The organism is Olivibacter jilunii, from assembly GCF_900607235.1.
Lineage (GTDB): Bacteria > Bacteroidota > Bacteroidia > Sphingobacteriales > Sphingobacteriaceae > Olivibacter > Olivibacter oleidegradans.
In genome coordinates this window covers 139,226-162,595 of the sequence record NZ_LR027854.1, presented here as the reverse complement: position 1 = coordinate 162,595, position 23,370 = coordinate 139,226, and the positions used below count along the sequence as shown (strand labels likewise).

Genomic DNA, 23,370 nt, shown 5'->3' with positions numbered 1-23,370 from the left:
TGACTAGAAATTAACATTTAGGCCTAATGTGAAAATTCGATTAACAGGTTCTGAACCACTATTATAACCAGGAGTACTATTGATTCCGTCGATTTCCCCAGCTGTATAACCTTCCGGGTTATAGCCGTGAAAATTTTTATCGGTAATCATAAAAAGGTTGTTGATGGAAGTGTAGAGCCGAAATTTTTTCATTTTTAGTTTGTTCGCAAGGTGTTCGGAAAAAGTATAACCGAAGTTTACGTTGCGAACGGCAAGAAAAGAGGCATTTTCGATATAGATACTGGAATTCGCCTGAAATTCCAATTGACTTAACGCCGCTGCAGGCATCTTTCCGTCGCCCGGCTCCTGTTCCGACCACCACTGCCCTTCTACTAAGGAGCGGCGCATTGCACCTAAGACATTGCCTTGGTAATATTGGTTCTCGAAGTTATAGATCTTAGCACCCAATGAAGCTTGAATGGCAATGCTGAGATCAAAATTTTTCCATGAGAAATCGTTCACCAAACCCAAAATAGTTTTCGGCATATAACTACCTAATATCACCCGGTCTTCGGGGTTAATGCGCCCGTCATCATTGACATCTTGATATTTCGGATTTCCGGGTTTGGATCCTGAAAGAACGGGGGTATTAGCTACTTCTTCCTGATTTTGTAAAACACCTATGGCTTGATAACCATAATAAGAAAACATGGGTTCTCCCAGTCGCAGCAGCCAGCTCATACCAAAACGATCCGTATATAAGCGCTCGGAAAGCCCACCCAGATCAATAACCTTGTTCTTATTATGAGCAAGATTGAAGGAGGTCGACCACGAAAAAGATCCTCCTTGAAAATTTCGAGAAGTCAATTCCAGTTCGATCCCTTGATTGCGGATTTTTCCAATATTCGTAAGCCAGCTTGTAAAGCCGGTAATCGCAGGAATAGATACATTGTACAACAAATTAGAGGTGGTTTTTTGGTAATAATCCACGGTAAGATTAAGTCGGTTTGCCCATAAGCCCAAATCAATACCGAAATCATATTCCTGCGTTTTCTCCCAGCTGAGTGACGGATTACCCAGGGTAGTTTGTACCTGTGCATTGGAAAGCTCATTGTTTGGCGAATAATAAGTGTTCCCGATTTGGCCTAGATAGTCAAAATTGCCAATATTAAAATTTCCGGTCGAACCGTAACTTGCACGTAGCTTTAAATCACTTATGGCAGAGAGACTTTTCATAAATTCCTCTTGCGAAACTCGCCAAGCAAGGGATGCCGAAGGAAACCATCCCCATTTATTATTTGGTCCAAAACGCGATGAAGCGTCCGTTCGCATGGAAGCGGATAATAGGTATTTGTCTTTATAAGCATAATGAACGCGAGAGAAATAGGAAACGAGTCCCCATTCTGTTTTAGACGTCCTGGTTTGGGCGGGATCGATAATCGCATTATTTAAGGTATGGATAATGTCATTATTGAATGACCCGGGTACGGCCCCCATAGCCGATGATCTGGAGGTTGCTCTTTGATAAGATGCTCCCAGAATCGCATCGAAGTGATGATTATTAAAATCCTTATTATAACTTAATACGTTTTCATTCAGTAAGTTAATGGTTCTGGAGTCACTAGCTGTACCAATGGATATGCCATTGGTTGAACCCCAAGTGCTTCGGAACCGATCGGAAGAAGAATAACTTATGGTGGTTCCTATGGAAGATTTTATTTTGAGCCCTTTGGCAAGATCGATACTGGCATACATTTCGCCTATGGTGGTCATGGCATCGTCAAAGTAGAAAGAACCTTCCATAAATGCCATGGGATTCGTTTGGCCGGATACGACGAGCCCCCAATAATCACGCGCTTTTGGATAGGAGCCATCTGGGTTTTGAACTGGCACAAATGGCGGATATTTGACCAAGTCGATCATCGCATGGGGGGATAAGCGATTACGTGTATAATTGGGATTAAGCATCAGCCCCATATTCACGCGATCGTTTACCTTTACATCCACATTTGCTCGCGCACCGTAACTTTTAAACCAGGTGTTTTTCAATGTTCCTTGCACATCTTTTATAATGGCTGATGCATAGTATTTTACGTTTTCGGTACCACCACTTACTGATAGATCGTAGTTCTGGAAAGGGGCAGGGGATAAGAGGGCATCTTGCCAATTGGTATTGGCATTGTTTCTTAGCGCATCGCTAACCTGATATTGAGGAGGGCGTCGATTGTCTCCCCAAACGGGAATACTGGTATCTCCACCAACATAATTAAATTCCCGGTTTTGGTATCTAACAGCGTAAGCGTAATATTCATCTTTATCCAGCCAATCATCGTGTCCCATGGCTGTCGAAACACCGCCATTTGCATTGATGTTAAGCACCGGCTTTCCCGTTTTTCCACGTTTCGTAGTAATAATAATTACTCCTCCCGCACCTCTCGATCCATAAATGGCAGCAGAAGAAGCATCTTTAAGTACTTCGATCGACTCCACATCATTCATATTGACATTGGCAAACGAGCCGCCGGGGAAACCGTCGACTACCACTAAAGGACTATTGCCTGCATCAATGGACCCTGAACCACCACGGATACGTATCAGCGGCGCCGAACCGGGAGCACTGCGCGTTTGCGATACGTTAACGCCCGCTAGCCTACCCTGGAGAGCGGCTTCGGGTCTAGCTAAGGGAATCTGGTCGAGATTTTTATTTTCCAGTTTTGACACGGCCGCTGTGACCGAGGATTTTTTCATTGTTCCGTAACCGATAACCACCACTTCGTCCAATGCGGAAATGTCTTCTTTTAACGTAATGGTTAAGTGTTGCCTTCCATTCACTTTATGGTTTTGACTGAGGTAACCTATCAACGAGAAGGTTAACGTAGATCCACTATTCGTCATGATACTGAAATGGCCGTCAAGGTCGGTAGTAACGCCCGTACGGTTAACGGTGTCCCGAACGGATACACCGGCCAAGGGTGCATTTTTTTCATCGACTACTTTTCCCTGCATACGAATGGTCTGGGCAGCCAGTTCGCCGATGGTGGAACAGGCCATTAACAAAAAAGCCAAGATTTTTGATGTTAGGTGATTTGTCTTTTTCTCCATAATTTAAGTTTTAATAAGCACCACTTTCGACCTACACCTACAGGTTTAAATCTGTAATGTGTACGTACACGTTAATATCGCAAGCAATTATTCATAAGTAATAGTCTAATGAGCAATATAGTCCCGCAGAAAGAGTTTATAATTTCGGTTACGTACCCGAAGATAGAAATTTAAAATTTACTTATCAAATATTTTGTAAATTTTTAAAGTAACAAAGCTCAGAGGATAACTGATACTTTACGGAGTCGGTCTACAATAATCTATTTAGAATAGAATTCTTTGAAACTTTCCATTTTTCTACTTGTTTTTTTATTGACTTGCATAAGGTTAACGAGTAAACTATAAAAAAGGAGGTTGTGATGTCACTTATTAGAAGAAGTAGAAGTGGTTTTCCTTCCCTGTTTGACGACTTTTTTAACAGGGATTTAATGAATTGGGACAGCGGCAATTTTTCACCGAACGCTACCGTCCCTTCGGTAAATATCAAAGAAACGGCGGACAATTATGAGGTGGAAATGGCAGCGCCGGGAATGAATAAGGATGATTTTAAAATTGAGCTCGACGGTAATCTGTTAACCATCTCTTCAAGCAAGGAATATGAAGATGAAAAAAGGGATGACGGATATGCGCGTAAAGAGTTTAGTTATCGATCGTTTCAACGGAGCTTCAATTTTCCTAAAGATGTAGTGGATGAAGATAAAATTGAAGCAAAATACGAAAATGGCCTATTGAAATTAACGATTCCCAAAAAAGAGGAGGCTAAACGAAAGGGACCCAGATTAATTAATATTTCTTGATTTCTATAGCCACCGACAGGTGGCTTTTTTATACCTTGTGGTATTTAACCAATTTTTACCCCATAATCGATCATAAATTCCTCTTTTTTTTCTTTTTTTAAGTGTTTATTTGCTTCAATTGTAAACTTTTAATCCCCTATTAAACATCTTTAAAGGCTTTTGATTCCATTTTAATAGCGAACATATCAGTTTGTTAGACTCCGCTTTGGCAGACCGGTTGAACAAAATATTGAAGCGGTATTAATTGGAAGAGGTGTCCTTTATTTTTAAAGTAAATAAACATGATAAATAGGATTGTTGCGGCTCACATTTGGTTTGTTTTGTTCGTTCATACGGATTTAGTGAAAGCGCAGTCCCCCCCTGGCCGGGACAGGCGATTGTTATCTATCGAAATGGTAAAAAGGAAAAAATTAAACGGGGCGATTTATTGATTTTTGCTGCTGAAAAAGATGACTGGATTGTTATGGTCAAAGATGGTACGAATCCCACATTATTTAACGCGAAGAAGTGGCCAACTGAATAGCCGGTTGCTTTATTTACATTTATTTACGAAAGATTCGTATTTGAATGAGAAATTATAAATTATAAGTTAATAAATTCATTTAAAAATGAAAAATTGGACTACACTATATAGTCGCAAATATCAACGGTGTATAGTAATTTGTGTATTTCTGTTCGGAATGACCGCACATGCACAAACCATGGATGAAATGTGGGAAAGCCGTTCGAGCGGTAAAGAGCACGCCAACATCCAGTGGTTTAAAGATGCTAAATTCGGTTTATTTATCCATTGGGGGCTTTACTCGCATTTAGGAGGAGAGTGGAAAGGGAAACGATATTATGGGAGTGGCGAGTGGATTATGAATCAAGCAAAGATTCCTGTGAGGGAGTATGAAGCCACTGCTGCAACTTTTAATCCCTCCCGATTTAATGCGGATGAGTGGGCACAACTAGCTAAAGATGCAGGAATCAAATATGTGGTTATTACGGCAAAACACCATGAAGGCTTTGCCATGTATGATTCTAAGGTCAGTACCTTTGATATTGTAGATGCAACGCCTTTTAAACAAGATCCAATGAAATTATTGGCTGATGCGGTTCGTAAACGGGGCATGCATTTTGGCTTTTACTACTCGCAATTTCAGGATTGGCATAATCCAAATGGGGGTAAAAATACCTGGGATTTTGATGAATCTAAAAAGGACTACCAAAAGTATTATCGGCAAAAGGCGATTCCGCAGCTAAAAGAGCTGATGTCTAATTATGGGGATTTAAGTATCGTTTGGTTTGACACGCCTGGTGGTTTGAGTAAAGAGCAAACGCAGCAGTTTATCGATAGTTTACGGTTGCTGCAACCGAAAAGTTTATTCAGTAGCCGAGTCGGACATGGTTTGGGTGATTATCGGGATTATGGCGACTCTGAAATGCCTGCCATGCCCATTAATGGTGCTTGGGAATCAATTTATACCCATAACGACTCCTGGGGTTACATGAAGCATGATATGAATTTTAAGACACCCGAAACGATTATTCGATTATTGGCCGAAGCTGCATCTAAAGGGGGGAATCTCATGCTGAACGTGGGTCCTGATGGTTCAGGTCGTATTCCAGCTTATTCAGCTCAGTTTTTACGGGAAACAGGGCGATGGTTACAGGTTAATGGCGAAAGTATTTATGGCACTACACAGGGCTTGATTCCTCAACAACCCTGGGGTGTAACGACATCAAAACCAGGAAAGCAATACTTACATGTTTGGACCCGACCCCGTAGCGGGAAGCTGCTGATTCCAAATGCCAATATGCAGGTGCAAAAGGTATACGCTTTGGCTGATGGGCAGCCTGTAAAATGGCATAAAAGGGGAGACGCTATTTGGATCGACTTACCCATAACTTTATCTGATGCGAAAAATACTGTATTTGTATTGGAATATGCGGGAGAAGCGCCTACCTATAACAAGAACGCGCCCATCACCATTTCCAACCAGTTTGACGAAAATGAGATAAAAGCAGCCTTTGCAAAAACGACGGGCAATGCCCGTATCGAAAGCTTAACCTACAGTCATTACTATGGTGATTGGAAACATACCAACTGTGTGGTCGGAATGGCTGATAGGGAAAAAGATATAATCGAATTTGACACGCAATTAATGGAATCCGGCAACTACCGGATTACGCTCGAATATGCCTGTGAGCCCGAAAGCGCTAATCAGGAGGGAACATTATCAATCAATGGACAAAACTTTTACTTTAGAACTTTACACACGGGTAGTTTTGATAAAAAAGCACCATTGCTCTTCGTTCGGCATGACGTGGCAACGATTTCAATAAATAAACCGGGACGGTATACTTTGGATATAAGGCCCTTAAGCGGTAAAAGCGAATTATTTAAACTAAAGGCTGTGATAATAAAACCGATAGATTAAAGAAGATGACAAAAACCATTTTGTACCCCTAAATAGAACGAAAATTACCCTTAGAGATTGGAGCGAATTGAGACTTTTGTGCACAAACCTAATGATGGCTAACCGCATAAACTAAAAAAGATGAAGGGTAAATTTACAAGAGGACTATTTATAGTACTATTATTATTTCAAACTTGTGCTTTGAGCTTCTGTGCGCTGGCACAGGGAAATAGCACCGTATCTGGTAAAGTGACAACGCCTGATGGACAAACTGCTCCGGGAGTAAGTGTCAGGGTTAAAGGAAAAAATAAAGGTACAACAACAGATGCTAACGGGCTTTACCAATTACAGGTGGAGTCTCAAGATGTGCTGATTTTTAGTCAGGTTGGTATGGCAACGAAGGAGGCGACCGTCAACGGACAAAAGCAAGTTAATATTATATTACAGGAGCTCAGCAATCAAATGGACGAGGTAGTCGTTGTGGGTTATGGAACGCAAAAGAAGGTAAACTTAACAGGTGCCATTGCTTCTGTAGATGGCGATGTGGTGAATAAGCGAATTGCTACTAATCCGACACAGTTGCTTCAAGGCCGAATGCCCGGTTTGCGCGTTACGCAAGCCTCCGGCGAAGCTGGAAATGAGAACGTGAATCTGCAAGTGAGAGGCTTGGGTTCCTATGGGGCCTCCGCTTCGCCACTGATTATTGTAGATGGTATTCCGGGAAGCCTAACAAATCTGAACCCGCAGGCCATCGAAAATGTTACGGTACTAAAAGATGCGGCTTCAGCTGCTATTTACGGAGCTAGGGCCGCAAATGGGGTGATACTGGTTACTACTAAGCAGGGGAAGGCAGGTAAAGCCAAGCTGACCTACGATTACAATATCGGCATTACCAAGGCGTCGTCGCTGCCGGATTTTGTATATAATTCAGTCGATTACATGAAGTTATATAATCAGGCTGCTATAAACTCGGGCATCACGAATTCCAATGCGATGTTCAGTCAGGAAATGATTGACGCTTATGCAAATGCCACGGATAAAAATTTATATCCTGATTTTAACTGGTTAGATGCGGTGTTTAAAACAGTACCGGTACAAACGCATAACCTATCACTTAGTGGGGGAGGAAGTGGAACAACTTATAACGTTATTCTTGGCTACGTTGATCAACCGGATATTATGGTTGGGACTTCTTTCAAAAAGTACAATTTACAGATAAACCTGAACGCGAAGATCAATGAACGAATTAATTTCGGATCCAGCATCACCTTGAACTATGGAGACCGAAAATATCCGAGGAATGGGAGCGAAGATCAATTTCTATCCACCATTAGTCAGTCACCACTCTATGGCCCTTACCTGCCGGATGGCAGTGGTCGTTATACCTCCCGAGCCTATCCTTTCCAGTCACCTAACAAAAATCCGGTAGCTGTGGCGGAAAATGCCTTAACCAAGTTAAACAACTATTATATGCAGGGCAATCTTTTTCTGAATGTTAAATTGCTGGAAGGATTAGAGTGGAGAACAAGTGGTGGCTTGAATTATAGCTTTTCTAAAAACTATACTTTTAAGCCGGTCGTTGAACAATATCTCTGGTTTGCGGGGCCGAATGATGCATCAAGTAGACTTCTCGATGTTGGCGGACAAGGTCTGACGGTTACGGACGATAATAATGTATATCCCGTAGGTTATACCCAACTTACTTATGATAAATCGTTTGGTAATCATCATTTAAAAGTGCTAGCCGGCACGCAAGTAGAATATAATAAAACCCAGATGCTTTTAGGTAGTCGTTTGCAATTCCCTAGCAATGAAGTACCTGAGCTAAATGCCGGTGGTGCAGGACAGCAAACAAATGAAGGTGTCACAGAAGAATGGTCGCTCAGATCTTATTATGGAAGAATAAATTACGATTACAAAGGGAAGTATTTATTAGAAGGAAATGCGCGTTACGATGCTTCTTCCCGCTTCCCTAAAGATTTGAAGTGGGCGTTTTTTCCTTCTGTATCAGGAGGTTGGCGTATAGCTGAAGAGGCTTTTTACGGAGATGGATTAAAAGCTGTTATGAGTGACCTCAAGTTGCGGGCATCTATTGGTACCTTGGGGAATCAGAACATCGGTAATTATCCTTATCAAACGGTGTTGAATTCGTCTTACGCTTATCCATTTGAAGAATCGTTACAGCAGGCTGCTCGTCAGGAAGCCATGGCAAATAATCGCATTAAGTGGGAAAGCACCACTGTTGTCGATTTCGGTGTTGACCTTGGTTTCTTTAACAATAAATTAATTGCCAATTTTGATTGGTACAATAAGGTTACTTCTGATATCTTATCTTCTTCAACCGCTTTCCCCGCTTATATTGGCTTGGCGGCGCCAACGGTTAATTACGGAGAATTGAGGAACCGAGGCGTAGAGCTTGGTTTACAATATAGGGAGACCTTTGGAGAAGTTGCGTTGAGCTTGAGTGGAAATATTCAAGCCAATCGTAATAAAGTGATTAAATATGGGGCCGAGCGCATTCAGGGAAACACGATTATCCGTGAAGGGTTGCCCTATGGAAGCTTCTACTTGCTGCAAAACATCGGTATCTTTCGCTCGCAGGATGATATTACTAATGCTCCTGTTCAACAAATTCCTGCAAAACCAGGCTACTTGCAATTTGCTGATGTCAATGGTGATCATCAAGTGGATAATAATGATCGGGTAGTGGTTCCAGGTGCGTTTCCAAATTTTGACTATTCTTTTAACGCCTCGGCTACCTGGAAAAATTTTGATTTGACCGTGTTTCTTTTTGGGTCACAAGGACAGAAGATATTCGTAAGTGAGTGGGGGATTGTTCCATTTCGGCAAGGCGGTGTATTCACCCGCGATTGGATGGAGGATTCCTGGACGCCTGAAAACCCGAATGCAAGCTTACCAATAGTGGGAGCCGAGGGCACGCCAGCCGCCAATAATGTTAGAACTGCTTCGACCTTTTTTCTTAAGGATGCATCTTTCTTACGATTGAAGAATGTCCAGCTCGGATACAACTTACCGGCAAGCATGCTAAGTAAAATCGGAATCAGTGGTCTACGAATCTATTTTGCAGGAGATAATTTGTTGACTTTTTCAAAATTCCCTGGTTTGGATCCTGAGCGTGGTGTATCTTCCGGCGGGGGAGCTACTTCAGGAAGATATGTAACGCACCCGCAGAATAAAGTATTTGCATTCGGTACTAGTATAACCTTTTAAAACCTGATGTTATGAAGCTTACATTAAAAACAATATATATTACTTTGGTTACGCTTGCAGCACTTAGTCTAAATAGTTGTACAAAAGACTTGTTGGAGAAGGATCCAACCGATAAGATTTCGGAGCAGAATTTTTGGAAAACAAAAAGCGATGCGGATTTAGCGTTGGCAGGTTGTTATGAGTTCCTCAGTAGAGGATACAATGCAACATCCTCCACTGCAGCTCGTGGTGGTTGGGGTGGCGCTTCCATGCTCTGGGATGGGCTTTCTGACGATGCCTTCGTCCCCAGCAGTTCCAATAGCTTTAATGTGATTTCCCGGTCGGGAATAACGCCTACAACCGGCGGGATGCAAACGGAAGGGTATGAGATATCCTATCAAGCGATCGGTGCTTGTAACCGCTTACTTGCCAATATCGATAAGATCGCTACACTGAGTGAAGAGCAACGCAATATATATAAAGGCGAAGCAAGGTTTATCAGAGCGCACTACTATTTTTTACTTACTCGTTTGTATGGCGACGTTCCTTTAACGCTGCAACCATTAGGATTAGATGAAGCAAGTGCTATGTTGGCTCGAACGCCAAAAGCAGCGATCATTTCTGCCATTTTGGAAGACCTTGATTTTGCGATTGAACACCTACCTAACACTTCTTATAGTGGACATGCGGTGCGGGGATCTGCTTTAGGGTATAAGGTCAAAGTACTGCTCACCAATAAACAATGGGACGCTGCTGCCAACACGGCGCAAATAATTATCGACGAAAAAGTATTTTCTATTTATCAGGGAGGTTATCGGAATCTCTTTAGAAAACCCGGCCAAAATAATAATCCCGAGATTATGTTTTCAGCAAAGTTTCTGCCACCTAATATGTACAGTCCTGCTGACATGATGTATTCTTACTTGAAGGCCGTGCAACCTTTATACTATTTGGTAGACAGTTACACATGCACGGACGGTAAGCCTATTACGGAATCTCCTTTGTATGATCCGAGTAATCCTTATGAAAATCGAGATCCGCGTTTGAAAGCATCCATTATTTATGAAGGCGTTTGGCGCGGGACAGATGCTTCCTCGGCCTTTGATCCCGTCTTTGAGAATGTGTTGGGCGGTTACCTGCCGCGTAAATATATTAACGAATCAAAATGGCCAACCAGCTATGCTACGCAAAGTGATCAAGATTGGGTATTTTTACGTTATGCCGATGTATTGCTTATGTACGCTGAGGCGAAAAATGAAAGCAGTGGACCCGATCAGACGATTATCGACGCACTGAATCAGGTCCGTTCTCGTTCCGATGTGAACATGCCCTTGTTTAACCTCAATGATAGTTATAGTCGGGAAGAACTTCGAGAAGTAATCAGGCAGGAACGGCGGGTTGAACTTGCTTTAGAGGGGCAACGTTATTTCGATTTAAAACGTTGGGGGGTTATCAAAGAAGTTATGGATACGATCCAAGATCCCGATGGTGCCGCAAGATTATTCCAAGCGCGTGACACGTTATGGCCGGTTCCGCAGTCTGAGGTCGATATCGCCCGAAGTTTAGGGAACGAGGGCTATAAGCAAACACCCGGTTTTTAACTGTTAACCTTATGTAAGATGAACAAGTTCGGACAATTGGCACGGATAATTTTACTCTCCATGAGCTTGGTACTTCCACTACAGCTTTTAAATGCACAAATACCGGTTGAGAAGGGTAAAGAGCGAATGAAATGGTGGACAGAAGCCCGATTTGGCATGTTTATCCATTGGGGCGTGTATGCCCAATTTGCTGGTGTTTATAAAGGCCACGAACAGGCAAGAGGTGGCGCTGAGTGGATTATGAACCGTTGTAAAATTCCGGTAGCCGAATACCAGGCTGCTGCTAAAAAGTTCAATCCGGTGCACTACAACCCGGATGAATGGGTAAGAATGGCGAAAGAAGCCGGTATGAAATATTTGATTATTACCGCTAAACACCATGATGGATTTGCCTTATTTAGAACTGCTGCCAGTAAATGGAATGTAGTGGATGCAAGCCCTTATGGCCGCGATCTGTTAAAGCCTTTGGCAGAGGCCTGTAGAAAATATGGGATTAAGTTAGGCTTTTATTATTCCCAGGCCCAAGATTGGAATAATCCCGGCGGATCGGCAGCCAGAAAATTAATGCGAGAAGGATGGCCAAACCCTGATTCGGCTCGGATAGATGCATATACCTTAACTCATAAAGGGCATTGGGATCCTGCTCAGGAAACGGTTTCGTTTGATGAGTATATCAATAAGGTTTCTGTGCCGCAGGTAAAAGAACTGCTTAGTAATTACGGCGATATTGCGATACTGTGGTGGGATACACCAACGAATATGACGGATGAAGCGGCGCTTAAATTACAGGAACAACTTAAACTGCAACCCCATATTATCACGAACGATCGGTTGAAAAGACCCAACTTTCCGGGAGATACGAAAACCCCCGAGCAAAAGATTCCGGACTTCAGTGAACTGGATGGAAAGTATTGGGAAACTTGTATGACCATGAATGGGACTTGGGGATATCGAACTTCTGACAATAACTGGAAATCAAGCGAAACCCTTATCCAAAACTTAATCGATATTGCCTCTAAGGGAGGAAACTACTTGCTGAATATCGGCCCTAAGCCCGACGGTACTTTCCCCAAAGAAAGCATCGATCGGTTGAAAGCAATCGGTGATTGGATGAAAGTAAATGGGGAAGCTATTTACGCAACTAAGGCTAGTCCACTTGCTCCATTGAATTGGGGTAGATGCACCATGAAAGAGACCGGAAATAACACCATTCTTTATTTATCTGTATTTGACTGGCCCTCGGACGGGAAATTGGTTGTCCCTAAATTGAGAAACAAGGTGCTATCTGCGATGCTTTTGGCCAACGGGCAAATCATAAAGGCGGGTAACAAAGGGGATACGGTCTCAATAGCTCTTCCTTTAGAAGCACCTGATAAGGTGGCGACTGTTGTTAAACTGGAGCTAAAAGGTCATGTGGAGGCTGTAAAACACGGATTACCTGCAAAAATGATGAAAAGTGGTGCATTGGATTAAGTGGTTGATCGTTGAGTAGTGAAATGGTTGAGTAGTTAAGTGGTTAAATGGTTGAGTAGTTAAGTGGTTAAGTGGTAAATGGTTGAGTAGTTAAGTGGTTAAATGGTTGAGTAGTTAAGTGGTTAAATGGTTGAGTAGTTAAGTGGTTAAATGGTTGAGTAGTTAAGTAGTTAAATGGTCGAGTAGTTAAGTAGTTAAATGGTTGAGTAGTTAATACATTATGTTTAGGTTAAAATATTGTTTATTATATACACATTTTTTTATAAGTTTCTTTTTAACCGCTCGTAGTCAAGAAACCCGTCGTATCGATAAAAGTTGGGAGTTTCTAAAAAGTGATTTAGGCGGTATTTGGGAAGCCGTAAGACCCGTTGGGAAAGGCAATCCGGAAGCGGTGCCGATTTGGCAGCAGGTTGACTTACCGCACTGCTTCAATGCAACTGACGGGGTCGATCCGGATGTAAATTATTACCAAGGTCCTGGATGGTATCGGAAAAACATAAAGGTTGATAACCCTTATCAAAATGGGCGGACGCGTTTGCATTTTGAAGGCGTCGGACAAAAAACGGAGGTTTATGTTTATACAACAAAGGTAGCTGAACATATCGGTGGCTACGACGAATGGGTGGTGGATATTACGGATGCGGTAAAAACCTTTACCGCAAACCCCATCTGTGAAAAACAATTTCACGGACAGGTTCCTATCATTGTTCGAGCAGATAATTCCCGTGACCTGGAAATGATTCCCTCCGATCTATCCGATTTTAATCTATATGGGGGTATCTATCGGCATCTTAACCTGCAATATATACCACAAGCTTCCATTGATAGGGTTTTTACTAAAGTGAGTGTGGATCCTCAAGGTAAGGAGGGTTCGTTGCACATCAGCGCACGGTTCTTGCGTGATGACGGCAGCCGAAATTTAAAAGTAGATATCCGTCTTTTAGATCCACAAGGGGAACAGGTGGCACAATTTGAAAAAGAGGTATCGACACAAATAAAAGAAATTGATTTAGCTTGCCTGAACGTTAAGAAGCCGATTTTATGGAGTCCTGCCCAGCCGTCATTATACAAGTTAATCGTGACTGCAAAAACAGGAATGGATAGCTGTACGGTAGAAGAAAAAATAGGATTTCGACATTTCGAGTTTAAAAAGAAGGGGCCATTTTATCTGAATGGAGAGCGTTTGTTACTACGCGGTACCCATCGGCATGAAGATCATGCCAGTGTTGGGGCAGCCATGACGGATTCCATGATCCTTAAAGAAATGCAACTCATGAAAGAGATGGGGGTTAACTTCATCCGATTGGGACATTATCAACAGTCGAGGGTTGTTCTGAATGCCTGCGATAGCCTCGGTATGCTGGTTTGGGAAGAAATTCCATGGTGCAGGGGTGGCCTGGGAGGAGAACAGTATCAAGCGCAAGCGCGACAAATGTTGACTAATATGATCGAGCAGCATTATAATCATCCGTCCATTATTATCTGGGGATTGGGAAATGAAAATGACTGGCCAGGCGATTTCTCAGTATTTGATAAGGAGAAAATTAGAGCCTTTATGAAGGAGCTGAACGATCTGTCTCACCGCTTAGATCCATCAAGAAAAACAGCTATTCGGCGCTGCGACTTTTGTAAAGATATCGTAGATGTTTACTCGCCGTCTATCTGGGCTGGTTGGTACCGAGGTTTGTACACTGATTATAAACAGGCTTCGGAAGAGGAAATGAAAAAAGTCAACCATTTCCTTCATGTCGAATGGGGAGGTGATAGTCATGCACGCCGACATGCCGAAAATCCGGACAAAGCCTTAGCGAAGATTACAACAGGAGATGGGGTGGATGAAAGAGCGGGGGATGCGTCGCTGTATGGTGGGGCAGCGAGGGTTTCAAAAGATGGTGACTGGAGTGAAAGTTATATCTGCAATCTGATTGATTGGCACTTGAAAGAACAGGAAAATATGCCTTGGTTAACGGGAACAGCTTATTGGCCTTTTAAGGACTTTTCTACACCGGTGAGGCCGGATAATCCAGTACCGTATGTGAATCAAAAGGGTGTTGTAGAACGTAATTTAAATAAAAAGGAAGCCTATTATGTGTTCCAATCTTATTGGGTTAAAAAGCCAATGGTACATATTTACGGGCACACTTGGCCAACGCGCTGGGGTGAACCGAATGAAGAAAAAATGATCAAGGTCTATTCCAATGCAGAAGAGGTGGAGCTTTTTGTTAATGGAAAAAGTATGGGAATTAAAAAAAGAAATGTACAAGATTTTCCTGCCGCTGGTTTACGATGGATGGTGCGGCTTCGTGAAGGTGAAAACCATTTTAAAGCCGTAGCAAAAAATGGAAAAGAGATGGTGAGCGATGAACTTAGGCAAAACTATCTAACAGCAAAATGGGATAAACCCGTACGAATGAACCTACAGGAAGTCGACCGTGAGGGCGACATTGTCACCCTTCAGGCTGATTTGCTGGATGCGAAAGGTGTCCTGTGTTTGGATGCCCAAAATTGGTTACACTTTTCAGCTGTGGGTGATGGAAGTTTGATCGACAATCAGGGAACCTCCGATGGCTCGCGGAAGGTGCAGGCTTACAATGGTCGGGCGATGATTAAAGTGCGCCTAGCAAAGGGGAAATGCGTAGCTAGCGTGCAGTCGGAGGGGATGGAAACGACTTTTGTGAACTTGCAATAGTTAAATCGTAAAGGAGTAGGGTCGTTAAATGCTTGAGTAGTAGAGTAGTTAAATGGTTGAGTAGTTTAGTAGTTGAATAGTGGGTGTCTACATTTTAGCATGGCGCGATCGAACACTTAATAAATACAAAGGAAGGTCGATGACGATTTGAATCCAAATTTGAGCGTGGGATAATAACCAAATAGAAAATGAATAAACCTAAGATCTCTCTTTTTGTGTTCGCAAGCTGTGTCTTTGCCACATTAATGGGTAATACGCAAGAGCAAGAAAAGTTACTAAAATTATGGTATACGAAACCGGCATCGGTTTGGGAAGAGGCCTTGCCGTTGGGCAACGCCAAAACAGGGGCCATGGTATTTGGGGGTGTTCAAGTAGAACGCTATCAACTGAACGACAATACCCTTTGGTCGGGCTTTCCTAATCCAGGGAATAATCCAAATGGCCCCAAAATACTCCCACGGGTACGAAGGGCCATTTTTGACGGCGACTATGAAAAAGCGGCAAGTTTATGGAAGCAAATGCAGGGTCCCTACTCGGCTCGCTATTTACCGCTTGGCGACTTATTACTCGATTTTCATCGTCCCGATTCATTGACTACTTCGTATCAACGCGATTTGGATCTTGATAAGGCCCTGTCTACGATAAAATATACTTATCGTGGGGTAATGTATACACGTGAGACCTTCATCAGCCGACCTGATAAGACGATGGCTATACGAATAACAGCGAATAAACCGGGTGCAGTCGCCTTTGATGTCGCGTTAACAAGTAAATTGAAACATCAAACAAAGGCCACTCGTCATGATTATTTGATACTTCAAGGGAAAGCGCCCAAATTTGTCGCAAACCGTGAATATGAGCCACAACAGATTGTTTATGACGACAGGGATGGCGAAGGTATGAACTTCGAAATACATGTGAAAGTGCAAGCAATAGGCGGTGAAGTAAAAACGGACGACAATAGATTGTGTGTTTCAGGAGCCGATTCGGTAATACTTTGGCTAACAGAAGCAACGAGCTTTAACGGTTTTGATAAATCGCCGGGTTTGAACGGGAAGGACCCCGCCGTAGAAGCGGCAGCTTGTATGGAACGAGCTTCAAAATCAAGCTATCAGGAAGTGAAGTCGCGGCATATAGCGGACCATGCGGCACTCTTTCGCCGAGTGTCTATCGACTTAGGGAAAGATCCGGAAGCTGTGCGATTACCCATTGATGAAAGAATGTTACGTTTAGCAGAAGGGAAATCGGATAATGCGCTACAGGCTTTATATTATCAGTATGGCCGCTATCTATTGATCGCTAGTTCTAGGCCGGGAGGGAGGCCGGCAAACTTACAGGGAATATGGAATGATATGGTTCAACCGCCTTGGGGGAGTAATTATACCACCAATATCAACACCGAAATGAATTATTGGTTAGCAGAAAATACCAATCTCTCCGAATGTCATCAACCCTTGTTTGATTTTATGAAAGAATTGGCAGTTAATGGAGCGGTGACAGCTAAAGTGAATTATAACATTGACGATGGATGGGTGACACATCATAACTCCGATTTATGGGCAAAAACATCGCCTCCCGGCGGTTACGACTGGGACCCCAAAGGCATGCCTCGGTGGTCGGCATGGCCTATGGCAGGTGCTTGGTTTTGTACGCATTTGTGGGAACATTATCTCTATACCGGCGATAAAAAGTTTCTCAAAGAGGAAGCTTATCCTTTGATGAAGGGAGCCGCTTCTTTTATGCTACATTGGCTTATTGAAGATCCCGGTAGCCATTATCTTATTACTAACCCGTCAACTTCACCTGAAAATACGGTTAAAATCGCTGGAAAGGAGCATCAGTTGTCAATGGCTTCTACCATGGATATGGCAATCATAAGGGAATTGTTTAATGCCTGTATTCGTTCTGCCGATATTTTGGGAAGTGATAAAGATTTTAAAGAAAAATTGATAATGGCTAAAGCAAAGCTTTATCCGTATCATATCGGCCAATACGGACAATTACAGGAGTGGTACCAAGATTGGGATGATCCAGCAGATAAACATCGGCATATCTCTCATCTATTTGGTCTTTATCCAGGTAATCAAATAACCGTACTCGGCTCTCCGGAATTGGCAGCAGCAACCAAACAGTCGTTGATTCACCGAGGCGATGTGAGTACTGGCTGGTCAATGGCTTGGAAAACCAACTGGTGGGCTCGCTTACAGGACGGAAATCATGCTTACAAGATTTTGAAGGATGCGTTGCGTTATATCGACCCGAATGAAGAAAAGGAACAGATGAGCGGAGGTGGTGCATATCCGAACCTCTTCGATGCACATCCACCGTTTCAAATTGACGGGAATTTTGGCGCAACCGCCGGCATGACCGAGATGTTATTGCAAAGCCATGCCGGAGAAGTTCAATTGCTGCCTGCCTTGCCAGACGCTTGGCCAGCAGGCAGTATTAAGGGCATAAAGGCACGCGGAAATTTTACAGTTGAAATCAATTGGGCAAATAGAAATTTAACACGTGCGCTTATTCGTTCGGAATTGGGGGGGAATTGTAGATTAAGAACACCTATTCCGGTTAAAGTGTTGGAAACTACCGGTCAATCTTTGAGAAATGCTTCTCAAAATGAATTATTAATGAAGCCTGAAAAACCACGCTTTGAGCAAAATGGGCAGGCTTCTTTGCAATCCCTGAACTTAAAAGAAACCTATGTAATAGATTTTCCAACGGAAAAAGGGCGAATATATACGATTGTGCCCTTGTAAAACTCATTTGAATGAATAATATACGTTATTATAAACTTTTATTTTTTCTGCTCATAACATGCTTTAAAAGTTACGGGCAGGAAATTAATTGGACGGAAGTATTGCCAGGTGTTTGGAAAGGCGTCGTAGGGAAGCCTGAATCTTATAACTTATTAACTGCCGCTGGTGTGACGCCCCGGTCGGAAGCAATTCGAAAGTTGAGTAATACTTCATTTCCGTTCGTAATGGCTGATGTTTATGGAGGTACGGTGGATGGAAAAACCTACCTGCGTTTTCCTTTGGATTCGTTGGAACAACTATTTGGTTTCGGTCTTCACTTTCAGTCCGTGCATCAGCGAGGGAAAATTTTGCGATTACATGTCGACCATTATGGAGGGGTAGATAATGGCCGAACACATGCACCTACCCCTTTTTATGTTTCTTCAAATGGTTATGGCGTTTTTATCAATAGCGCACGTTACTTGGATGTATACGCTGGTTCTGCAGTGCGAAAGGATAGTAAACACCCCCCTCAAGCAAAGGATCGCAACGTTGATAAAACCTGGACAGCACGACCTTATAGCGATGCGGTTGAAATATTGGTCCCTGCTGCGGGTGTGGAGTTTTATGTCTTCGGTGGACCGACACCCTTGGATGCCGTTCGTCGATTCAATTTATTTAATGGGGGTGGTGTATTGCCGCCTCGCTGGGGATTAGGTTTTACCCAGCGCGTCCAACGACTGTACAATGCTGAAGAGGTGGAAGAGGAGGTGAAAGCTTTTGAACAAAGGGGATATCCTTTGGATTTTGTAGGCTTGGAGCCCGGATGGCAAAGCAAATCATACCCTTGTACTTTTGAATGGGATCCAAAGCGCTTTCCCAATCCAGAAGCTTTGGTGCAAAGATTGCTAAAAAAAGGTGTCCGAATTAATTTGTGGACGAACCCCTATGTTTCTCCCGCGTCGCCGATTTTTAAAGAAATTAAACCTTTTACCTCCTCCCATACGGTATGGGTAGGCTTGGTGCCCGACTTAATGATGGCGCAAGCTAGAAACACCCTCTTTTCTCAATGGCAACGAAGCCAAGTCGATATTGGCATTAGCGGTTATAAGATAGATGAAGTTGATGGAGGCGATCACTATTTGTGGCCTGATGTGGCATCCTTTCCTTCCGGTTATGCTGCCGAACAGATGCGGCAGACCTATGGCGTGCTTATGCAGCGATATAGTACGGGCTTATATAGAAAGGAGAATAAGCGCACTTATGGTTTAATACGAGGATCCAATGCGGGTGCGGTATCATTCCCTTATGTTATTTATAACGACTATTACAAGCATGAAGATTTTATTACCGCATTGGTAAATAGTGGTTTCGCCGGCGTGCTGTGGACACCGGAAGTTCGTGCTTCCAAGAGTGAAGAGGAATGGTTACGGCGTTTCCAGTCGACTATTTTTTCTCCGATGGCCATGATTAATGCCTGGGCAAGCGGCACAAAACCCTGGTCTTTTCCCGATGTGGAGGCGCACGTAAAAGAAGCAGCACTTTTGAGAATGCGCATGATGCCTTATTGGTACAGCGAATTTGCTAAATATCATTTTGAAGGAACGCCGCCATTTCGCGCTATGAATTTAGAAGAGGGTTTTACGCTAGGGGAATCAAAAAAGGTAGTGACAAACGATCTGGAAAAGAATCCTTACGCAGAAGCATATCATCGAGAAATTAAGGATCAATATATGGCGGGTGAATATCTTCTGGTGGCACCCATGTTTACGGGGCAGACGAGCAGAGAAGTGCTATTGCCGAAAGGCAACTGGTACGACTTTTACACGGGGGCATATGTAGGCAATGGCGAAACCATCACCGCCACACCGGGCTTAGATAAAATACCGGTATATGTGAAAGATGGAGGAATAATACCATTCATGCCTCCTTTGCTACATGCACCTAAAGCTGGTGAACAAGTCGCTATTGAGGTTAGGCACTATGGTAAAAAAAACGGTGAATATGATTTATACGAGGATGACGGCGAAAGTTATGATTATGAAAATGGAGAATATAGTTTTAGAAAGATAAAGGTTGAACGTGGGAAGGAGGGCAATTGGGAGGGTTGGATAGCACCGCCCGAAAAAGGGAAGCCAAATACGATCGAAAAGGTAACGTTTAAATTCATGACGCCATGAGGTATTTAGACTACATGATCTATGTATGCTTGCTGGTGGGTAGCTTGTGCGTATCGTGGGTAGACCTGGCGATCGATACGTCTTATGAAAAAGAGGCGGAACAAATTCTAGGCAAGCAGATTTTACGGCGAGCAGCATGGGCTATGCAACAGCAACCGGTAACGATTACAGCGGAGCAATCGTCAAGAAGCAGCGGGGGAAAGCACGATTTCTTTTCTGAAGGTGATTATTGGTGGCCTAATCCCGCGGATCCAAATGGTCCTTATATACAACGTGATGGTATGACAAATCCGGATAACTTTGTCGCTCACCGCAAGGCAATGATCCGCTTTAGTCAGATAGTAGGTGCCTTGGCTTCCGCTTATCGGCTAACTAATGACGAAAAATATGTTATGCATGCCTTGAAGCATCTGGAAGCATGGTTTGTGAATCCTGAAACGCGGATGAATCCTAATCTTTTGTACGCACAGGCAATTAAAGGACGCTTTACCGGGAGGGGCATTGGTATCATTGATACCATTCATCTCATGGAAGTTGCACAGGGAATTTTAGTCATGAAGGATGCTGCGGTTTTTTCTAATGGACGGCTAAAACAATTTAAAGCATGGTTTTCGGCTTATTTAGCGTGGCTGATCAATCATCCCTATGGTAAGGATGAAATGAGTGCAGAGAATAACCATGGGACCTGTTGGACAATGCAAGTGGCTTCCTTTGCGAAGCTCGTGGGTGATGAGCAATTGCTGGATTTTTGTCGCAAACGATACAAGACGGTTTTGTTACCTAATCAAATGGCACAGGATGGTAGCTTTCCACGTGAACTTAAACGTACCAAACCTTATGGTTATTCGCTTTTCAATCTGGACGCCATGGTTATGTTATGTCAAATAGCTTCCATACCGACGGATAATTTATGGGATTTTCAATTGGCAGATGGGCGTTCGATAAAAAAGGGAATGACCTTCATGTTTCCATACATAAAAGAAAAGGACACTTGGCCCTATGCAAAAGATGTGATGTATTGGGATTATTGGCCGGTTGCACAGCCCGCTTTATTGTTCGGTGCGAAAGCCTTCGACGAGAAGCTTTGGTTAGCCACGTGGAAAAAGCTCGATCATGAGCCAAAGGTAGAAGAAGTAATTCGAAATCTACCAATTCGAAACCCTATTATTTGGTTTAGGTAGTTGAGTCGTTAACTGGTTAATAGTTGAATAGTTGAGTGGTTAAATAGTTGGGTTGTTAAATGGTAGAATAGTAAAATAGTTAGTGTGGGTCGAAGACGATTGCAGAAATCTGATAACGGATAAAATAATGAGAAAACGAAATTACCTTTTATACTTTCAAGTCTTTAGTATTGCTTGTATGCTGAACACTGCGCTGTATGCACAGGACGTGGGTGACGAGGGAACAAAAATGTACAATGATCCAAAGATGCGGGATATCACAGCTATTGAAGAGGCGAAAGCGGGGTGGTGGACCGCCGCCATGCGTAAACACAACCAACGGATTGCTTGGTGGCGGGAAGCCAAATTTGGTATGTTTATTCATTGGGGAGTTTATTCGCATGCAGGTGGCGAATGGAAAGGCAAGGAAGTGGGCGGTTATGCGGAGCATTTGATGCGTAAGGAGAAGATCAGTCGACGTGATTACTTAGCTTTGGCAAAGCAATTCAATCCGGTACATTTTAATGCAGAACAGTGGGTACTGGCAGCAAAAAAAGCCGGGATGAACTACTTTATCGTTACAGCCAAGCATCATGACGGCTTTGCAATGTATAATACGCAATATTCCGATTTTAATAGTATAAAGCAAACGCCTTTTCATCGTGACCCCATGGCCGAAATAGCACAGGCTTGCCGCAAATATGGTATGAAATTCGGCTTTTACTATTCGCACGCTTTTGATTGGGAACATCCGGATGCGCCCGGTAATGATTGGGAGTACCATAATCCCGGTGGTGATAAATTGATCGGAGGTGCCGATTGGTATGATAAGCATCCGGGATGGCTTCCGAAAGCCCAACGATATGTAAATGAAAAGGCCATTCCACAAATTCGGGAGCTATTGCTTAATTACCACCCGGATATATTATGGTTCGATACGCCGCACAAATTACCTTTCTCGGAAAATCTGCGTATTTTGAAAGCAATACGAGAAACTGATCCTGAGGTCGTCGTTAACGGCCGCCTCGCGCGTAGTACGGGCGGAAATTTTGGCGATTACTTGAACACGGCCGACAGACCCGCGGAATTTTATCCGGTAAAGGGCGACTGGGAGGCCATTCCTACTACCAATGAATCCTACGGATACTCCAAATATGATCATAGTCATAAACCCGCCTCGTTCTTTATCCGTTTATTGGCAAAAGCCGCTTCAAGAGGAGGTAACCTACTCATGAACGTCGGACCAATGGGGGACGGAGCCTTTGATCCAAAGGATACGCGGATATTGGATAGCATTGGAATTTGGATTAACAAGAATAAAGAAAGTATCTATGGATCAACTCCCACAACTCTACCTGTTCAATCCTGGGGCGTAGTTACGCAGCGCGAAGATAAATTATACTTACATGTGTTCAATTGGCCAAAGGACGGAAGGTTACTGGTTGGAGGTCTGAAAAACGAAATCCGGCGAGCATATTGCTTAAATAATCAGAAAAAAAACTTCGCTACAGCGCGGATCACCTTAGAAGATCTCGCTATTGAGCTTCCTGCTCAGGCGCCGGATCCAGTTAATAGTGTAATCGTTATTGAATTGAAAAATAAGGTGTTGTCGGTAGATAACGCCCGACTTTTGAATGATCATATTCCAAATCGTTTACTTGCCTTTGATGCTATATTGATCGGTAAGGAATTTAAGTATGGCGATGGGAAGTCGAACCGATACTATGTTGATGGATGGAAAACTTGCAAACAAAAAATGTACTGGCCAATTCGTGTCATCAAACCTGCACCTTACCGGTTAAGGATAAAATATAGTGCTAACACCCTAGGTAGTTTATACGAGATCAGTATAGGTGAAAAGATGTTAAAAGGCGAAACCAAAAAGAATAAACCGAACGAAGATTTTGTAATAGATGACTTAGGGGAAATCGCACTTACTGATTCACGGTCTATGCTTGAGCTCAAAGCTGATCGAATAGTGGGAGATGAACTTATGAAACTGTTTGAAATTCAGTTAATACCTATTAATCCTTAAAAAACTA

12 protein-coding genes are annotated in these 23,370 nt (G+C 43.0%); 11 read left to right on the top strand and 1 reads right to left on the bottom strand.

Annotated features, from left to right (window positions below):
* Positions 1-3: 3 nt before the first annotated feature.
* Positions 4-3,081 (bottom strand): SusC/RagA family TonB-linked outer membrane protein, encoded by a 3,078-nt coding sequence (locus E0E36_RS20755; RefSeq protein WP_130857586.1) that lies wholly within the window; start codon positions 3,079-3,081, stop codon positions 4-6.
* A gap of 359 nt (positions 3,082-3,440) precedes the next feature.
* Between E0E36_RS20755 and E0E36_RS20750 the strand changes: the two genes are divergently transcribed.
* The 11 genes from E0E36_RS20750 to E0E36_RS20700 all read left to right on the top strand — a co-directional run bounded on the left by E0E36_RS20750 (position 3,441) and on the right by E0E36_RS20700 (position 23,363).
* The gene (locus E0E36_RS20750; RefSeq protein WP_130857585.1) at positions 3,441-3,878 is read left to right on the top strand and encodes an Hsp20/alpha crystallin family protein; all 438 of its coding nucleotides are present in this window, start codon (positions 3,441-3,443) and stop codon (positions 3,876-3,878) included.
* Between the two features lie 310 nt (positions 3,879-4,188).
* A complete protein-coding gene (locus tag E0E36_RS20745) occupies positions 4,189-4,401 on the top strand; it encodes a hypothetical protein (RefSeq protein ID WP_130857584.1) in 213 nt (70 codons plus the stop codon).
* A gap of 85 nt (positions 4,402-4,486) precedes the next feature.
* The gene (locus E0E36_RS20740) at positions 4,487-6,301 is read left to right on the top strand and encodes an alpha-L-fucosidase (RefSeq protein WP_013666128.1); all 1,815 of its coding nucleotides are present in this window, start codon (positions 4,487-4,489) and stop codon (positions 6,299-6,301) included.
* Positions 6,302-6,421: 120 nt separating this feature from the next.
* Positions 6,422-9,511: a SusC/RagA family TonB-linked outer membrane protein gene (locus E0E36_RS20735; protein ID WP_130857583.1), complete on the top strand. Its 3,090-nt coding sequence runs from the start codon at positions 6,422-6,424 to the stop codon at positions 9,509-9,511.
* An 11-nt stretch (positions 9,512-9,522) separates the two neighbouring features.
* The gene (locus E0E36_RS20730; RefSeq protein ID WP_130857582.1) at positions 9,523-11,091 is read left to right on the top strand and encodes a RagB/SusD family nutrient uptake outer membrane protein; all 1,569 of its coding nucleotides are present in this window, start codon (positions 9,523-9,525) and stop codon (positions 11,089-11,091) included.
* Positions 11,092-11,109: 18 nt separating this feature from the next.
* Complete coding sequence (locus E0E36_RS20725) at positions 11,110-12,564, top strand: alpha-L-fucosidase (RefSeq protein ID WP_130857581.1); 1,455 nt, start codon at positions 11,110-11,112, stop codon at positions 12,562-12,564.
* Positions 12,565-12,784: 220 nt separating this feature from the next.
* Complete coding sequence (locus tag E0E36_RS20720; RefSeq protein WP_130857580.1) at positions 12,785-15,253, top strand: glycoside hydrolase family 2 TIM barrel-domain containing protein; 2,469 nt, start codon at positions 12,785-12,787, stop codon at positions 15,251-15,253.
* Positions 15,254-15,441: 188 nt separating this feature from the next.
* A complete protein-coding gene (locus E0E36_RS20715; RefSeq protein WP_130857579.1) occupies positions 15,442-18,009 on the top strand; it encodes a glycoside hydrolase family 95 protein in 2,568 nt (855 codons plus the stop codon).
* A gap of 11 nt (positions 18,010-18,020) precedes the next feature.
* On the top strand, positions 18,021-20,168 hold the full coding sequence (locus E0E36_RS20710; protein WP_207303794.1) for a glycoside hydrolase family 31 protein: 2,148 nt from the start codon (positions 18,021-18,023) through the stop codon (positions 20,166-20,168).
* The gene (locus E0E36_RS20705; protein WP_207303793.1) at positions 20,165-21,349 is read left to right on the top strand and encodes an alginate lyase family protein; all 1,185 of its coding nucleotides are present in this window, start codon (positions 20,165-20,167) and stop codon (positions 21,347-21,349) included. Before E0E36_RS20710 ends, E0E36_RS20705 begins: the two co-directional genes overlap by 4 nt.
* A 127-nt stretch (positions 21,350-21,476) precedes the next feature.
* Positions 21,477-23,363 carry an alpha-L-fucosidase gene (locus tag E0E36_RS20700; protein WP_242627349.1) on the top strand — a complete coding sequence of 629 codons (1,887 nt, stop codon included), beginning with the start codon at positions 21,477-21,479 and terminating at the stop codon, positions 23,361-23,363.
* Positions 23,364-23,370 lie beyond the last annotated feature (7 nt).

Bases quoted from the DNA above. Each gene is read 5' to 3' on its own strand.
- E0E36_RS20715 (WP_130857579.1), top strand. From the start codon at position 15,442: ATGAATAAACCTAAGATCTCTCTTTTTGTGTTCGCAAGCTGTGTCTTT.
- E0E36_RS20735 (WP_130857583.1), top strand. From the start codon at position 6,422: ATGAAGGGTAAATTTACAAGAGGACTATTTATAGTACTATTATTATTT.
- E0E36_RS20750 (WP_130857585.1), top strand. From the start codon at position 3,441: ATGTCACTTATTAGAAGAAGTAGAAGTGGTTTTCCTTCCCTGTTTGAC.
- E0E36_RS20710 (WP_207303794.1), top strand. From the start codon at position 18,021: ATGAATAATATACGTTATTATAAACTTTTATTTTTTCTGCTCATAACA.
- E0E36_RS20755 (WP_130857586.1), bottom strand. From the start codon at position 3,081: ATGGAGAAAAAGACAAATCACCTAACATCAAAAATCTTGGCTTTTTTG.
- E0E36_RS20700 (WP_242627349.1), top strand. From the start codon at position 21,477: ATGAGAAAACGAAATTACCTTTTATACTTTCAAGTCTTTAGTATTGCT.
- E0E36_RS20725 (WP_130857581.1), top strand. From the start codon at position 11,110: ATGAACAAGTTCGGACAATTGGCACGGATAATTTTACTCTCCATGAGC.
- E0E36_RS20720 (WP_130857580.1), top strand. From the start codon at position 12,785: ATGTTTAGGTTAAAATATTGTTTATTATATACACATTTTTTTATAAGT.
- E0E36_RS20740 (WP_013666128.1), top strand. From the start codon at position 4,487: ATGAAAAATTGGACTACACTATATAGTCGCAAATATCAACGGTGTATA.
- E0E36_RS20730 (WP_130857582.1), top strand. From the start codon at position 9,523: ATGAAGCTTACATTAAAAACAATATATATTACTTTGGTTACGCTTGCA.
- E0E36_RS20705 (WP_207303793.1), top strand. From the start codon at position 20,165: ATGAGGTATTTAGACTACATGATCTATGTATGCTTGCTGGTGGGTAGC.